Genomic DNA, 15,731 nt, shown 5'->3' with positions numbered 1-15,731 from the left:
GGCTGCCGGCCAGCGGCCGGCACTACCGTTGACGGGCTGTGCCTGGTTGCCGGCCAGCGGCCGGCACTACCGCTGACGACCTGCGGTCGTCAGCTGCCACACCAGTCGCATTCGGTGATGTCGATGTCGTTGGAGCGCACGTAATACGTGGTTTTCAGGCCTTCGCGCCAGGCGCTCATGTGCAGTGCGAGCAGGGTGCTGGCGCGGATGGTGCTGGGCACGTAGAGGTTGAAGCTGATCGACTGGTCCACGTGGCGCTGGCGGCGTGCGTTCTGGCGGATGCTGGCGAACTGGTCCAGGCGGTAGGCGCCCTTTTCGTAGTACGGGTAGGTGTCCAGGGACAACCCGGGGGCGGCGACCGGGCGGCGGAAGTCCTTCTTCTCTTCGTAGTAGAACGCGCCGTATACCGGGTCGATCGAGGCGCTGGAGCCGGCGATCTGCGCGGTACTCATGTTCGGTGCCACCGCCAGCAGCCAGCCGTTGCGCAGCCCGTGCACGCTCACCTGCGCGGCCAGTTCCTGCCAGGCGGGGCTGTCGTAGCCGCGGGCACGGAAGTACTCGCCGGTCTGCCAGTCGCTGCCAAGGAAGGCGCTGTAGCGGCCCTTCTCTTCGGCCAGACGCATGCTGGCCTGGATGGCCAGGTAGTTGATGCGCTCGTAGAGGCTGTCGGCGTAGTCCTCGGCCTGCGCGTCGTTCCAGTCAATCTGCTTGAGTGCCAGCAGATGGTGCCAGCCGAAGGTGCCCAAGCCGATCGCGCGGTACTTGCGGTTGGTGATGGTGGCCTGCGGAACCGGCAACTGGTTGAGGTCGATGACGTTGTCGAGCATGCGTACCTGGATCGGCACCAGCCGCTCAAGCACGTCGCTGGACAGCAGGTCCGGCGCGGCGGTGACCGCACGACCAAGATTGATCGAGGACAGGTTGCACACCACGAAATCGCCGGCCTGGCGGGTGGTGACGATCTGGTCGCCACTGATCATTTCCTGCATCAGCCGGGTCGGACTCATGTTCTGCAGGATCTCGGTGCACAGGTTGCTGGAGTACACCGTGCCGGCGTGCTTGTTGGGATTCATCCGGTTCACTTCGTCCCGGTAGAACATGAAGGGGTTGCCGGTTTCCAGCTGGCTGACCATGATCCGCTTGAACAGGTCGATGGCCTTGATCGTGCGACGGCTGATGCGTTCGTCGGCGACGACCTCGGCATAGCGTTCGCGGAAACTGCCCTGGCCGCGCTGCTCATCGTGGACGTCCTGCAGGTACCAGCCCTTGATCCGCTTCACTTCGTACGGATCGAACAGATACCAGTCGCCGCGCCGTTCCACCGCCTCCATGAACAGGTCCGGCAGGCATACCGAGGTGAACACATCGTGCGCGCGCAGGCGCTGGTCGCCGTTGTTCAGGCGCAGGTCGAGGAAGGCCTCGATGTCGCGATGCCAGACGTCCAGGTACACCGCGATGGCGCCCTTGCGCTGGCCGAGCTGGTCGACGCTGACCGCGGTGTTGTTGAGCTGCTTGATCCACGGCACCACGCCGCCGGAGGAGTTGGCCACGCCGCGGATGGCCGCGCCGGCCGAGCGCACGTAGCCCAGGTAGGCGCCCACGCCGCCGCCGTGCTTGGATACGCGGGCAACATCGGTGTTGGAGTCGTAGATGCCCTGCAGGCTGTCGTCGACGGTGTCGATGAAGCACGACGACAACTGCCCGCCGACCTTGCCGGCGTTGGCCAGGGTCGGGGTGGCCACGGTCATGTACAGGTGCGACAGCGCCCAGTACGCCTCGTGCACCAGGCGCATGCGCCGTGCGCGGGTGCGGTCGCCGCTGAGGTGTTCGTTCTGCATCAGGTACAGCGCGATGGTCAGCCAACGCTCCTGCGGCAGCTCATAGACCGCGCGCGAGTGGTCGGTGGCCAGGTAGCGCGTGGCCAGCAGGTACAGCCCGTTGTAGGCGAACAGGAGGTCGCGGTCTGGCTCGATCATGCGCCCGGCCTCTTCCAGTTCCTCCTTGGAATAGGCCTTGAGGATGTCGATGGAGTACACGTTGCGGTCGGCCAGGCTCTCCTGCAGGCCGACGTAGGAACCGTACTTGAGGCTGGCATCGTAAAAGCGATTCTTGCTGGCGCGCTTGTACAGCCGGCGCAGGTACAGCCGTGCGGCGAAGTGCTCCCAGTCCGGCGCGACCAGGTCGATGCGCGACTCGGCCTCGCGGATCAGCAGGTCGACCAGTTCATCGGCAGCGAGCTGTTCGCGGCGGTGCACCAGTGCCAGCACGGCCCGCTGGTAGTCGGCCAGGTCCAGCTGCGGAAATTCTGCGTGTACCCCCTGGATGGAGCGCAGCAGTCGCGGCGGGTCGAAGGGCATGCGGCGGTTGCCGCCTTCCTTGGTGATCCACAGACCATCGCCGCCGAGCGGGGCGGTGTGATCGAAGGAGGCGGAGGGTGCGGAGAGCGGGGTGTCGTCGTTGATCATCGGAAATCCATGCGGTGCGCAGTTGTCGCGTCGCGATACAGGCATCGCGACGGCCGGGCGGGCGTCATGGAGGCAGGGGGATCATCCCCGGATGTGTCCGGGCAACGCTCTCGCAACCAGGCGCCGTTCGGGTGGTCACGCCCTGCGACCGGAGCGGTCTGCGGGGGCGCGACGAGGAACCGGGCCTGGCGGAAGCGGGGAGCCGATGAACACAACATAGTGTGGGTCTGCCTCATCGTCAACATCATATGTTGGGTTGATGACGCGCCGGACGTGACCAAACGCCGCAGCCGTGCGGGCGGGGCGCCACCTGAAAAAACGCCAGCACGCAGGGGCCGACCGTGGGTCGGTTCACGGCGTCCCTGCCGATGGCGCGGGGGCTACTTCCAGGGCAACGCGCGCAGTTGCTGTCCCCGTTGCCAGGCCAGTTCGGCATGCACCTTGGCGTTGTCCGGATTGGTTAGTTCGGCGGCCATTGGCGAGGTGGCGGCCTCGCGTGCGGCGCGGGCGCGGGCGTCGTCCAGGTTTTCGCTGCGAAGCCCCAGATCGGCCAGCACGATCACCTTGCCCGGCTGCACTTCGACATGTCCGCCGGACACATAGACATGCAACGGCGGCTCGGCGGCGAGCGGAAACACCGAGACCATGCCTTCGCGCAACGTGGCCAGCAGCGGTGCGTGCTGCGCCAATACGCCAAAGCGACCCTCGCTGCCGGGCAGGCTGATCTCGCGCACGTCGCCGCTCCAGATTTCGCCGGTGAGGCTGATGATCTGTACCGACAGCCCCTGCGCGATATCGGCGACGATGCCGGGCAGGGCGGTGATGGGGGGAAGTGACGCCATTGCAGAGTGCCGGGGTGGGGTGGATCCAGCTTAGTCGGGCCGATGTGTGTGCGGGTTGATCGCCGTCAATGTGCTGAACGCCGCATCACCCTGTGCGGGCACCTGCGAATGCGACCTGTTATCATTTGAATGGATAGCCAAGGCGACCTTGATCGCCCAAGCCGATCGATTCGACGCGCCGCGCCGCCGCGCCGCGCGCCCTTCCTCTGATTGGCGGTGGTGGTCCATGCGTGAGCGTTCGGTAGTACCCGGTTTACCGGCCCTGGTGTTCGCCGCCCTGACCGGCACGATGGCGATGATGGCCTTCGTGGCGGTGGTGGGCCCGGTGGTGCGTCTGCTGGGCCTGGCCGAATGGCATGCCGGCTTGTCGGTGACCGCCGCCGGCGTGTTGTGGATGCTGTCCGCACGCCGTTGGGGCACGTTGAGCGACCGGATCGGGCGCAAGCGCGTGCTGCTGATCGCGCTGGCCGCTTACGTGGTGATCTACGTGGTCATGGCGGTATTCGTCGATGCCGCGCTGGCCCGGCCGCCGGCGCTGTGGCTGTCGGTGGTGGTGCTGGTGGGGACGCGGGCGCTGGTGGGGTTGTTCTACGCCGCGGTGCCGCCCACGGCAGCGGCGATGGTGGCCGATGGTGCCGCGCCCGGGCAACGCGCTGCGGCCATGGCCAAACTCGGCAGCGCCAATGCGCTGGGCATGGTGATCGGGCCGGCCGCTGCGGGCTGGATCGCCTTCCATCAGCTGTCGTTGACCTTGTATGTCGCCGCGTTGCTGCCGCTGCTGTCGCTGGCGGTGATCGCGTGGCGGTTGCCGGCCGACGCGCCGGTGGCCGCGACGGCGGCGACCGGACCGCGTCAGCGCCTGGGCTGGACCGATGCACGCCTGCGCCTGCCGATCCTGGCGGTCTTCGCGGCGATGGTGTCGGTGACCATCGCCCAGGTGACGGTTGGATTCTTTGCCATCGACCGGTTGCAGCTGTCGCCGACCGATGGCGCGCAGGCGGCTGGCCTGGCCCTCACCGCCGTAGGGGTGGGCCTGATCCTGGCGCAGGTGTTGGTGATGAAGCTCGGCGGCGTATCGCCGCGCCGCTGGATCGCCATCGGCGCGTTGATCTCGGCGATGGGCTTTGCGTCGGTTGCGCTGGTGGATGCGCGCTGGGAACTGTTGTTGGCGTACGCCGTCGCGGCGTTCGGCATGGGCTTCGTGTTTCCGTCGTTCCAGGCGCTTGCCGCCGATTCGGTGCAGGCCCACGAGCAGGGCGCGGCGGCGGGCACGGTGGCGTCGGTGCAGGGCCTGGGCATGGTGATCGGGCCGATGCTGGGCACGCTGCTGTACCAATGGCGGCCGAGTGCACCGTATGTGCTGGTGGGCGTGCTGCTGCTGGTGCTCTCCATCGCGGCAATGCGCCATCGCATGGCGGTGACGGCATGAACGACAGCCTGCAGGCGCGTGCGCAGCGCGACGAAGACGGCGGCGGCGTGGACGAGGCGGCGGCCACGGCGCAGTTCCTGCTGCGCGCGCCGCTGCGTTCGCTGGATGCGCGCGGTTGCCGCGCACGCCTGCCCGGTGGTGGTACCGCCAGCCTGGCCGCGCGGGTCGCCGCGTTCTTTGCCGCGCCGCATGCCGGACTGCCGTTGCTGGTGGGGGCGCTGCCGTTCGACCCACAGGCCGACGATGCGCTGCATCAGCCGGAGTGGCTGGCGCCTGCGGCGGCACTGCCGGCACCGCCGGTGCCGCGTTTTTCCGGCAGTGTCAGCGCCGAGCCGAGCGCGCAGCACTATGCCGATGCCGTGCGCCAGGCGTTGACCCGGTTGCAACAGCCCGCGCCGGACCTGCACAAGGTGGTGCTGGCGCGCAGCCTGCACCTGCACAGTGGGCAGCCCATCGCACCGCGCGAGCTGGCCGCGCGACTGGGCCACGATCCGAGCGTGGCCACCTATCTGGTGCCGCTGCCGATCGACGGGCCGGAGCCGMCCGCCTGGCTGGTCGGCGCTACCCCGGAGCTGCTGGTGTCGCGTCGTGGCACGCGGGTGCTTTCGCATCCGCTGGCCGGATCGGCGCGGCGCAGTGCCGATCCCGCGGAGGATGCGCGCACCGCGCAGGCCCTGCTGGGCTCGGCGAAAGACCACGACGAGCACCGCCACGTGGTCGAGGCCATCGTCACCGCGCTGGCGCCGTGGTGCACTCATGTCGAGGCCGATGCGCGCCCGTCGCTGCATGCCACTGCGACGATGTGGCATCTCGGCACGCGCATCGAGGCGACGCTGAGCAATGCCGCCACGCCGGTGGCCGCATTGGTGGCGGCCCTGCATCCCACTCCGGCGGTGTGCGGCACGCCACGCCAGCTCGCGCTGGATACGATCTGCGCCTTGGAACCGGTGCCGCGCGGTTTCTACGCCGGCGCAGTGGGCTGGACCGATGCCGACGGCGACGGTGACTGGTACGTGGCGATCCGCTGCGCGCGCGTGCAGGGCCGGCAGGCGCGGATCTATGCCGGGGCCGGGATCGTCGCCGACTCCGAGCCCGCATTGGAAGTGGCCGAAACCGCCGCGAAATTCGGCGCGCTGTTGAACGCCCTCGGCGTCGACCACGTGCCTTCTGCATGAGTCAATGGAGTTGCTGATGAACGACGTGGACGAATCTGCGCTGATGCCGCTGTGCCAGACCTGGCCGGCGGCGCTGGTCGCCCGCTATCGCGCTGCGGGTTACTGGCGTGGCGAAACCTTCCCTGGTTTCCTGCGTGATCGCGCCGCACGCTTTGCCGACGACATCGCGGTGGTGGCGGGCGGGGTCCGCCTGAGCTACGCCGGGTTGTGGCAGGAAGCCGGCCGGATCGGCGCGGGCCTGCTCGCTGCCGGACTGGTGCCGGGCGACCGCGTGGTGGTGCAGCTGGGGAATGTTCCCGAAGTTGTGACGGTGGCCTGCGGGCTGATGCGTGCCGGATTGATCCCGGTGTACGCGCTGCCCGCGCATCGCATCACCGAGGTGACCCACTTCGTGCGCAAGGCGCAGGCACGCGGTTACGTCGCCGCCTCCGGCCATGACGGCTTCGATTACCGCACCCTCGCACGTGAACTGCAGACCGCGGTGCCGACGCTGCAGCATGTGCTGATCGTCGGCGACGCGGCTGAGTTCAGTGCCGTAGCGGCGCTGCAGGGGGACGTCTCGCAGCTGCCGGCCGATCCGGACCCGCAGTCGGTCGCGTTCCTGCAGCTGTCCGGTGGCAGCACCGGGTTGTCCAAGCTGATCCCGCGCACGCATGACGACTACATCTATTCGTTCCGTGCCAGCAACGGCATCTGCGGTATCGACCGCGACAGCGTGTACCTGGTCGCGCTGCCGGCCGCGCACAACTTCCCGATGAGCTCGCCCGGTTTCTTCGGTGCGTTGTACGCCGGTGCGCGGGTGGTACTCAGCCCGGGACCGGGACCGGATGTAGCGTTTCCGTTGATCGCGCGCGAAGGCGTCACCTGTGTGGGTCTGGTGCCACCGTTGGCGCTGCTGTGGGCCCAGGCCGCCGGGAGTACGACGCATGATCTGTCCAGCCTGAACGTGCTGCAGGTGGGCGGCGCCAAGCTGGTGCCGGAAGCGGCCAGGCGCGTGATCGATGCGTTGGGCTGCCAGTTGCAGCAGGTGTTCGGCATGGCCGAAGGGCTGGTGAACTACACGCGGCTGCACGACCCGCAGGACGTGGTGGTGGGCACGCAGGGCCGACCGATCTCGCCCGACGACGAGGTACTGGTGGTCGATGACAACGGCCATCCGGTCGCCGAGGGCGCCGTCGGCCATCTGCTCACCCGCGGCCCGTATACGATCCGTGCCTACCACAACGATGCGGCGGCCAATGCGCGCTCGTTCACCGAAGACGGCTATTACCGCACCGGTGACAGGGTGCAGCAGCTGGCCGGTGGCTACCTGGTGGTGCAGGGCAGGGCAGGTGACCACATCAACCGGGCCGGCGAGAAGATCTCCGCCGAAGAGATCGAAGACCATCTGCTGGCGCACGCCGAGGTGTTCGATGCGGCGGTGGTGTCCATGCCCGATCCCTACCTGGGCGAGCGCAGCTGCGCATTCGTGATCGCACGAAATACCCCGCCGACGGCAGCCAGCCTCAAGGCCTGGGTGCGTGGACGTGGCCTGGCCGCGTTCAAGGTGCCCGACCAGGTGGTGTTCGTCGAGGCGTTCGGCACCACGGCGGTCGGCAAGATCAGCCGTCGCGAACTGCGCGCGCAACTGCGCGAACGTTACATCCAACAAACAGGAGGACCGCGCTGATGGCGCTGCCGAGGATTGCCGACTATTCCCCGCCGCTGGCCAACGAGCTGCCGTCCCCGCGCGGTGCCTGGCAGCCGCGCAGCGAGCGCCTGGCGCTGCTGGTGCACGACATGCAGCAGTACTTTCTGGGTGCATTCAACGCCGACGCGGCACCGTTGGCGCCGGCCGTGGCCAACACCGCCCGCCTGCTGCGGCACTGCCGTGCCCGCGGCATTCCGGTGTTCTACACCGCACAGCGGGGCAACCAGGATCGCCGCGACCGTGGCCTGCAGGCCGATCTGTGGGGGCCGGGCATGCACGCCACGCCGGAACACGAAACGATCCTCGCTGCGCTGGCCCCGGCGGCGGGCGACCACATACTGGTCAAGCACCGCTACAGCGCGTTCCAGCGCAGCAACCTGGAAACAATGATGCGTGCGCGCGGCCGCGACCAGTTGCTGGTCACCGGCGTGTACGCGCATATCGGCTGCGCGGCGACGGTGAGCGAGGCCTTCCAGCGCGATATCGAAGCCTTCATCGCGGCCGATGCCGTGGCCGATTTCTCCCGTGCCGATCACGATATGGCGATGCAGTTGATCGCGCGGACCTGCGGCGTGCCCTTGACCACCGACCAGCTGCTGGAGACCCTGGCATGAGCCCCGATACGCGCGCAGTCGCCCTCGACCTTGAACGCATGCGCATCGATGTGGCCGGCATGCTTGGCGAAGCGCCGGAGACCATTGGCGATGAGGACAACCTGATCGACCTGGGGCTGGATTCGATGCGGGTGCTGGGGTTGGTGCTGGCGTGGGGCGAGAGCGGGATCCCGCTGGAGTTCAGCCATCTTGCCGAGCACGCCACGCTGGCCGGCTGGTGGGGCGTGGTGCAGCGGCTGCAGGCCAGCGCCGACCGCGCATGAACGCACGCGTGGACCAGGTGCATGAAGCCGCGCAGCGTTACCCGCTGACCGAGGCGGAGACCGGCCTGTGGTATGCGCAGCGCCTGGCCGACGCGCCGGCCGCCTTCAGTACCGCGCATGCGGTGTGGGTGGAAGGCGCCCTCGACGTCCGTAGCTTCGTTGCCGCGGCGGATGCTGCCGCGCACGAAGCAGAAGCGCTCGCGCTGCGCTTCAGCGTGGGCGACGATGGCCAGCCGCAGCAGTGGCATGACCCGGACCACGTGCCCGCCATGCGCGTGGTGGACCTGAGCTTGCAGGCCGATCCTGCCGCCGCGGCACGCGCGGCGATGGACCAGGACCGGTTGCACGCGGTGGACCCTGCGCGTGACCGGCTGGCGCAGCACTGCCTGTTCGTCCTCGGCACCGACCGGTACGTGTGGTACCTGCGCGTGCATCACTTGGCCACCGATGGCTACGGGATGGCGCTCTTCAGCGAGCGGGTCTGCGCCCTTTACGGCGGGAGCCGTGGGGAACATCCCGGGCTGGCTGCATTTGCGCCCGTGATCGCCGAGGACGCCGCCTACGCAGGCAGTGAGCGGCGTGATGCCGATGGCGCGTACTGGCGTCAGTACCTGTCCGGCGCGCCTGCGGCGGAAGGGCTGACAGGCATTGCCGCTGCCGCCGCCGCAGATGCGCTGCGCCTGGTCAGCGACGTGCCGCACGCGTTGCGCGCTCGCGTGCAGGCCGTCGCGCAGCAGATCGGGCAACCGTGGCCGGACCTGCTGAGCGCGCTGACGGCTGCGTACTGCCGCCGTTTCAGCGCGCTGGACGAGGTGGTGCTGGGCGTGCCGTTCATGGGACGGCTGGGCAGCGTGTCGGCACGGGTGCCGGCCATGGTGATGAATGTGCTGCCGCTACGCGTGAGCGCGGCCGATGACAGCGTTGCCGGCTTTGTCCGCACGGTCGCGCGTGACCTGCTGCGCGGCCGCCGTCAYGGCCGCTACCGTGGCGAACAGCTGCGCCGCGACCTGGGACTGATCGGTGGCCAACGCCGCCTGCACGGCCCGATGGTCAACGTGCAGCCGTTCTATCGGCCGCTGCCGCTGGCGGGTGTGCAGACCCGGCTGGAGGTGCTGGGTACCGGTCCGGTGGACGACATCACGTTCGGATTCCGGGGGGATGGCAGCACACTGCTGGACCTGGAAATCGAAGCCAACCCAACCCTTTACGACGCCGCGCAGGTAGGTGCGCATGCCGATCGGCTGCTGCATTTCATCGCCGCGGCACTGGACGTGCACGAGCGCGACGGGCGCATGGACGATATTGCCCTGGCCACCCCGGCCGAAGCGCAGCGCTATCTATACGAGGTCAACGCGACCGCGCAGGCCCTGCCGGACATATCGCTGAGCGCCTTGCTGACGAACGCGATGCAGACCCACCCGAGGGCCATTGCGCTGGCGTTCGCGGGCCAGACGATGCGCTACGCCGCGCTGGAACGCCGCAGCCGGGCCCTGGCGTTGCAGTTGCAGGCGCTGGGCGCGGCGCGCGAGTCGCGGGTGGTGATCGCATTGCCCCGTTCGCTGGATCTGGTCGTGGCGCTGGTGGCCGTGCTGCGGGCGGGCGCGGCCTACCTGCCGGTCGACCTGGCCCATCCCGATGCACGACTGGCGCGGATACTCGCGTCCGCGCAGCCGGTCTGCGTCCTGGCAGAGGYCGAGGATGCCGCCCGTTTCCCCGGCTTGGCGGTCTTGTCCCCGCAGGCGTGGAACGATACGGACGACGCCACACTGGTCGATACGGTGCACCCGCAGGACGCGGCCTACGTCATCTACACCTCCGGCTCGACCGGGGATCCAAAAGGCGTGCTGATCGAACACCGCGCCATCGTCAACCGGCTGCAATGGATGCGCGGTCACTACAGCGTCGGCAGCGACGAGCGCATTCTGCAGAAGACCCCGGCGACCTTCGATGTGTCGGTCTGGGAGTTCTTCCTGCCGTTGCTGTGCGGGGCCACGCTGGTGATCGCCGCGCCCGAGGCACACCGTGATCCGACCCTGCTGGCCACGCTGATCCGCGAACAGGCCATCACCACCGTGCATTTCGTGCCCTCGATGCTGGATGCATTCCTCGCGGTTCCTGCCGCGCAGGGCCTGACACTGCGCCGGGTGTTCACCAGCGGCGAAGCGCTGGAGCCGTCGTTGCGCGATCGCTTCCACGCCACCGTCGATGCGGAACTGCACAATCTCTACGGGCCCACGGAAGCCGCCGTGGACGTGAGCGCATGGCCCGCCAGCCGCGACGATCGCTCCCACCCGGTGCCGATCGGTCATCCGGTCTGGAACACGCGGCTCTACGTGCTCGACGCGCAGCTGCGTGCGCTGCCGCCCGGCGTACCCGGCGACTTGTACCTGGGCGGGGTGCAACTGGCACGCGGCTACCTCGGCCGCGACGATCTCACCGCCGAACGCTTCCTGGACGATCCGCACGTGGCCGGCGGCCGGCTGTACCGCAGCGGCGATGTCGCCCGGTGGCGCAGCGACGGCGCGGTGGAGTACCTGGGCCGCAGCGATCACCAGGTCAAGCTGCGCGGTCTGCGCATCGAGCTGGGCGAAATCGACGCCGCGCTGCGTTCGCAGCTCGGGGTGACCCGTGCGGAAGTGCTGCTGCGTGAGGACCGGCCGGGCGAGCGCCGCCTGGTCGGCTACGTCTCTGGCGAGGGCCTCCACATCGACCGCATTCGTAGCGGCATTGCCGCACGCCTGCCGGACTACATGCTGCCCAGCGCGCTGGTCGTGGTCGAGCAGTGGCCGGTGACCGCCAACGGCAAGCTTGATCGCAACGCGCTGCCCGCGCCCCCGCTGCACGCGCAGGACGGCCGTGCGCCGTACACGGAAACCGAGCAGGTATTGGCCGCGCTGTTCTCGCAGGTCTTGGGGCGGGAGGCGCCGATCAGTGCCGACGCCGACTTCTTCAGTCTCGGCGGCGATTCGCTGTCCGCGGTGCACCTGCTGCTGGCCATCCAGCACCGTTGGCAGCGCGACCCGGGCCTCGGCGCGGTGTTCGCCCACCCCACCGTGGCGGGCCTGGCCGCACTGCTGGACGCGCCCACCGCCGAGACCGACGATGGCTTGGCGCCCTTGATCCGCCTGGCCAGTGGCGAGCCGGGCAGGGCACCGTTGTTCGTGGTGCACCCCGCCGGTGGCATCGCCTGGAATTATCGTGACCTCGCCCGCGCCCTGCAGCCGGCCCGCGACGTCCACGGCCTGCAGTCGCCCGCACTGGACACCGCACAGCCGCTACCGGACAGCATCGACGCGCTTGCGGCCAGCTATGTGGATCGCGTGCTGTCGGTCCAGCCCGAAGGCGCCGTCCACCTGCTGGGCTGGTCGGTGGGCGGCATCATCGCCCAGGCCATGGCAGTTCGCCTGCAGGCCGTCGGTCGTCAGGTGGGCGAGCTGGTGCTGCTGGATGCCTACCCGAGCGAATGCTGGCGCGCCGAACCCGCGCCCGACCCCGTGGCCGCGCTGCGCGCATTACTGGCCATTGCAGGACACGACCCCGATGCGCATCCCGAGCTGGACAGTCGCGCGCGCATTCTGGCGTTCCTGCGCCGTGGCGACAGCGCGCTGGGCAACTTGCCCGATGCGGTACTGGATGGCGTGGTGCGTGCGGTCACCGGCACCAATGGTCTGATCCGCGAACATCACCATCGTCCCTACACCGGTCGCCTGCGGCACGTTCGCGCTGGCCGCGACCACGCCGCGCGACCCCATCTTCAATCCGCGCTGTGGAACGCGCATGCAGGGCAGGTGGATGCGCTCGAACTGCCGTTCCTGCATGCAGAGCTGACCGGCCGCGATGCCGTGGCCCAGCTTGCGCCGTGGCTCTCCACCCATCTGCAGCGCTGGGATACGCCCCCGGCAAGTGCGCTACCCAAGGAAACGTCCGCATGAAACTGACCGGATTCGACGGCACCCTCGCTCTGGTTACCGGCGCGGGCGGCGGGATCGGCGCGGCACTGGTGCAGCTGCTGCTGGACAGCGGCAGCGTGGTGATCGCCACCGACCTTGCGGTGCCGGTGCTGCCTTCGCACGCCAACCTGCATGTGCGGTCGCTGGATGTCACCGACGCGGCGGCCGTGAACGCAGTGGTCGCCTGGGCCGAGACCACGCTCGGCCCGATCGGCTTCGGCATCAACGTTGCCGGCGCGCTGCAAGTGGGCACGGTGGACCAGATCGACGACGCGCAATGGCGGCGTGTTTTCGCGGTCAACGCCGACGGGGTGTTCCATGTCTGCCGTGCGTTGGCGCGGGTAATGACGCCGCGTCGCAAGGGCGCCATCGTGACCGTCAGCTCCAATGCCGCCGGTGTTCCGCGCCACGGCATGGCGGCCTATGCCGCTTCCAAGGCCGCAGCCACCATGTTCACCCGGTGCCTCGGGCTGGAACTGGCCCCGCATGGCATCCGCTGCAACATCGTCGCGCCCGGATCCACCCTCACTGCCATGCAGACCGGCATGTGGGAGGACGCCGACGGCGCCCAGCGCGTGATCGACGGCAGTCCCGATACGTACAAGACCGGCATTCCGCTACGGAAACTGGCCACGCCGGCGGACATCGCCCAGGCGGTGATGTTCCTGCTCTCCGAGCAGGCCGGCCACATCGCCATGAGCGATCTGTATGTCGACGGTGGCGCGGCGTTGCGAGGGTAAATAGCGGCCCTGCAGCATGGCAGGGGCGAGAGCCGGCCAGCGGCCGGCACTACCGGTCAACGCGTTTCTCCGTGGTCGCCTGTTGAGGCTGCTTATCCCTTGAGCCAGCGGTCGCAGGCGGCGCTGGCATCTGCGCCCGGCGCGGCCTTCGCGCACGTCTCGCCCATGCGCGCCTGCAGGCGGCCCAGCGTGTCCTGGCCGTGGTGGACGCGGCTCCAGGTCTGCAACGTGCCCGCCAACCGCTCGAAGCGCTGCCGCGTGCGCTGGTGGTACCCGGCCGGCTGCGCATCCAGTTCGGCGATCACCTGCGCGGTCGCCTGTTCGATTGCCGCGTTGTCCTCGGGGCGCAACCGCACCAGCCCCTCCACATACAACACGCCCCACTGCACCCGCGTCGCCGGTCCCTGCGCGCCGTCGTAGGCCTTGCGCAGCCAGTCCAGCGCCGCGTCCTTGTCGCCGCGCGCCTCGGCCAGTTCAGCCAGCTCGGGCATGTAGTAATACGGCGTCTGGCTGCGATCCAGCTCGGCCAGCAGCAGCGTTTCCGCCGCTGCGTCGTCGCCGACCTCACGCAGCACGTACACCGCTGTGCTGATCGTCGCCTGTCGCTCGTGAGGGGTCCTGGCCGCCGCGTCGGCCGCGGCAACCCGCTCATGCGCCTTCTCGGCCAGTGCCGCCGGCACCCGCGCACCGGCATGCTGCTGCTTGAACAGGCTCAACTCCGTGATCACGCTGGAGAGCCGCGCATCGGCCGCGTTGTCCTGGGTGGCATCGGCACGCTCCAACGCGGCCAACAGCTGCGCGCCCAATTGCTCGCCCTGTTCGGGCGTCGCCGCCGCACGTGCCACCAGCGCCGGACCCTGGTAGCCGAGTAGATCGCGATTGGCGCGCACCTCGGTGGGCGCCGCCAGCACCGTAGTCAGCAGCGCACGGGCCTGCTCGCGTGCCTCACTGCCGGGAGCCGCCTTGTCCTTGCCGTTGGCCTCCGCGCCCAGGGCGAGCAGGGCGAAGCGTCGTTGCAACGCCGGTGCCGGCGCGGCCTTGGCCAACTGCCGCAACAGCACCGCCGGGTCGCGCTGCCCGGACAGGCGGTTGGCATCCACTTCCCAGCCGTAGTCGCCCAGGATGCGCCAGTCGTCTTCGGACACCCGCTGCGGCGACACCACCGCCACCCGCAGCACATCGGCCACGGCGGTGCGTCGCTTGGCCGCCAGGGTGAGTGCGCGGGTCAGCTCGGCACTGTCGTTGCCGCCGGCCAGGCGGGTGATTTCGTGGCGCTGCGGATCCAGCACGATCAGCGTGGGATACCCGCGCACGCCGAACTGCTCGCCCAGCGCCTGCGCGCCGTCCAGGTCGCCGTCCAGGTACACCGGCACGTACTGTCGGGTGAGCGCGATGAAGGCCGGATCACGGAACAGGGTCGCCTTGAGCTTGTTGCACGGCGGGCACCACACCGCGCCCCAGTACAGCAGCACCGGCTTGCCGGACTGGCGCGCATCGGCAAAGGCGTCCTCCACATCGCCATGCCGCCAGGCGATTTCCTCGGCGGCCGGCGCCGCTTCCGCAGACGCTACCGGACTGGCCGAAGGGGGCTGCTGGCACGCGGCAAGCGCAGTGCACAGGGCGAGCAGGGCGAAGGGCAGGGAAACGCGCATCGGCAGGATCCAGCAGGGGAGAGGTGCCGCAGGCGCGGCCAGCCTGCATTCTAGGAAGCTGCCGGCCCGTGCAGCGGGGCCGGTTCATGCCGATTGCTTATCTGCCCAGTCGCGGCGGTGATCAGCCCGGCCCCAACYGGTCGTACATCCGCACCAGATCGACCAGGGTGCGGGCCTGCATCTTGCGCATCACGTTGGCGCGGCGCACCTTCACCGTGATCTCGCTGACGCCCAGTTCGCCGGCGATCTGCTTGTTGAGGCGGCCGCGCACCACCCCATCCACCACGTCACGTTCGCCAGCGGTAAGCGCAACCCAGCGCTGGCGCAGGATGTCCAGCGCCTCCTCATCACGGCGGCGCAGACGGTCGCGCTCGATGCCGAGGTGGATCGCATCCAGCAGTTCCTGGTCACGGAACGGCTTGGTCAGGAATTCAATGGCGCCTTCCTTCATCGCGGCCACGCCCATGGCGATATCGCCGTGCCCGGTGATGAACACCACCGGCAGCGTCAATCCATGGCTGGCCATCTGCCGATGGAACTCCAGCCCGCTTTGGCCCGGCATGCGCACGTCCAGCACCAGGCAGGCTGGCGCATCCTGGCGCGGGTGCTGCAGGAAGGCGGCGATGGAATCGAAGGCGCGCACCTGCAGCCCCATCGAGGCCAGCAGGTCTTCCAGCGCGGCACGCACCGAATGGTCGTCGTCGACCACGTACACGATCGGTGCCGGCTCGCCGGCCGGTGCAGCGGGCTTAGCCATGGTCGGCCCCGGCATCGACCGGAAGCTCGAACACGAAACGCGCGCCACCGCCTTCGGCAGGCTCGGCGCGGATCCGGCCGCCGTTGGCTTCCAGGATGCTGCGGCTCAGGCTCAAGCCCAGCCCCAGCCCCCCCGACTTGGTGGTCCAGAACGC

Annotated in this window: 12 protein-coding genes; 7 read left to right on the top strand and 5 right to left on the bottom strand. The window is 69.0% G+C overall.

Annotated features, from left to right (window positions below; all coding sequences use genetic code 11):
• Positions 1-89 precede the first annotated feature (89 nt).
• On the bottom strand, positions 90-2,465 hold the full coding sequence (locus AC1DQP_RS07160) for a ribonucleoside-diphosphate reductase subunit alpha (RefSeq protein ID WP_478051329.1): 2,376 nt from the start codon (positions 2,463-2,465) through the stop codon (positions 90-92).
• Positions 2,466-2,845: 380 nt separating this feature from the next.
• The gene (gene atpC, locus AC1DQP_RS07155) at positions 2,846-3,307 is read right to left on the bottom strand and encodes an ATP synthase F1 subunit epsilon (protein WP_256774278.1); all 462 of its coding nucleotides are present in this window, start codon (positions 3,305-3,307) and stop codon (positions 2,846-2,848) included.
• A gap of 226 nt (positions 3,308-3,533) precedes the next feature.
• Here atpC and AC1DQP_RS07150 point away from each other — a divergent pair, with 226 nt between their 5' ends.
• The 7 genes from AC1DQP_RS07150 to AC1DQP_RS07120 are packed head-to-tail and all read left to right on the top strand — an operon-like array spanning position 3,534 to position 13,168.
• Positions 3,534-4,736, top strand: a complete 1,203-nt coding sequence (locus tag AC1DQP_RS07150; protein WP_457318482.1) for an MFS transporter — start codon at positions 3,534-3,536, stop codon at positions 4,734-4,736.
• Positions 4,733-5,911 (top strand): isochorismate synthase, encoded by a 1,179-nt coding sequence (locus AC1DQP_RS07145; RefSeq protein ID WP_478051328.1) that lies wholly within the window; start codon positions 4,733-4,735, stop codon positions 5,909-5,911. The genes AC1DQP_RS07150 and AC1DQP_RS07145 overlap by 4 nt, the downstream gene beginning before the upstream one ends.
• A gap of 16 nt (positions 5,912-5,927) precedes the next feature.
• A complete protein-coding gene (locus AC1DQP_RS07140) occupies positions 5,928-7,580 on the top strand; it encodes a (2,3-dihydroxybenzoyl)adenylate synthase (protein ID WP_478051327.1) in 1,653 nt (550 codons plus the stop codon).
• Positions 7,580-8,215 carry an isochorismatase family protein gene (locus tag AC1DQP_RS07135; protein WP_457318479.1) on the top strand — a complete coding sequence of 212 codons (636 nt, stop codon included), beginning with the start codon at positions 7,580-7,582 and terminating at the stop codon, positions 8,213-8,215. Before AC1DQP_RS07140 ends, AC1DQP_RS07135 begins: the two co-directional genes overlap by 1 nt.
• The gene (locus AC1DQP_RS07130) at positions 8,212-8,478 is read left to right on the top strand and encodes a phosphopantetheine-binding protein (RefSeq protein ID WP_457318478.1); all 267 of its coding nucleotides are present in this window, start codon (positions 8,212-8,214) and stop codon (positions 8,476-8,478) included. Before AC1DQP_RS07135 ends, AC1DQP_RS07130 begins: the two co-directional genes overlap by 4 nt.
• A gap of 17 nt (positions 8,479-8,495) precedes the next feature.
• Positions 8,496-12,410 carry an amino acid adenylation domain-containing protein gene (locus AC1DQP_RS07125; RefSeq protein WP_478051331.1) on the top strand — a complete coding sequence of 1,305 codons (3,915 nt, stop codon included), beginning with the start codon at positions 8,496-8,498 and terminating at the stop codon, positions 12,408-12,410.
• A complete protein-coding gene (locus AC1DQP_RS07120) occupies positions 12,407-13,168 on the top strand; it encodes a 2,3-dihydro-2,3-dihydroxybenzoate dehydrogenase (RefSeq protein WP_457318477.1) in 762 nt (253 codons plus the stop codon). Before AC1DQP_RS07125 ends, AC1DQP_RS07120 begins: the two co-directional genes overlap by 4 nt.
• 92 nt (positions 13,169-13,260) lie before the next feature.
• On the opposite strand, the gene AC1DQP_RS07115 is transcribed toward AC1DQP_RS07120, so the two are convergent.
• The 3 genes from AC1DQP_RS07115 to AC1DQP_RS07105 all read right to left on the bottom strand — a co-directional run.
• The gene (locus tag AC1DQP_RS07115; protein WP_457318476.1) at positions 13,261-14,820 is read right to left on the bottom strand and encodes a thioredoxin family protein; all 1,560 of its coding nucleotides are present in this window, start codon (positions 14,818-14,820) and stop codon (positions 13,261-13,263) included.
• Between the two features lie 121 nt (positions 14,821-14,941).
• Entirely contained in the window at positions 14,942-15,577 is a 636-nt protein-coding gene (locus AC1DQP_RS07110; protein WP_478051326.1) for a response regulator transcription factor, read from the bottom strand.
• On the bottom strand, positions 15,570-15,731 hold a 162-nt coding region (locus tag AC1DQP_RS07105), incomplete at its 5' end, for an ATP-binding protein (RefSeq protein ID WP_478051330.1). The genes AC1DQP_RS07110 and AC1DQP_RS07105, both read right to left, overlap by 8 nt.

The sequence above is a fragment of the Stenotrophomonas sp. P5_A8 genome (genome assembly GCF_056400545.1).
This window is presented reverse-complemented; position numbering and strand designations above follow the sequence as displayed.

Coding starts and splice junctions, on each gene's coding strand:
- AC1DQP_RS07160 (WP_478051329.1), bottom strand. CDS start 2,465: ATGATCAACGACGACACCCCGCTCTCCGCACCCTCCGCCTCCTTCGAT.
- atpC (WP_256774278.1), bottom strand. CDS start 3,307: ATGGCGTCACTTCCCCCCATCACCGCCCTGCCCGGCATCGTCGCCGAT.
- AC1DQP_RS07150 (WP_457318482.1), top strand. CDS start 3,534: ATGCGTGAGCGTTCGGTAGTACCCGGTTTACCGGCCCTGGTGTTCGCC.
- AC1DQP_RS07140 (WP_478051327.1), top strand. CDS start 5,928: ATGAACGACGTGGACGAATCTGCGCTGATGCCGCTGTGCCAGACCTGG.
- AC1DQP_RS07135 (WP_457318479.1), top strand. CDS start 7,580: ATGGCGCTGCCGAGGATTGCCGACTATTCCCCGCCGCTGGCCAACGAG.
- AC1DQP_RS07130 (WP_457318478.1), top strand. CDS start 8,212: ATGAGCCCCGATACGCGCGCAGTCGCCCTCGACCTTGAACGCATGCGC.
- AC1DQP_RS07120 (WP_457318477.1), top strand. CDS start 12,407: ATGAAACTGACCGGATTCGACGGCACCCTCGCTCTGGTTACCGGCGCG.
- AC1DQP_RS07115 (WP_457318476.1), bottom strand. CDS start 14,820: ATGCGCGTTTCCCTGCCCTTCGCCCTGCTCGCCCTGTGCACTGCGCTT.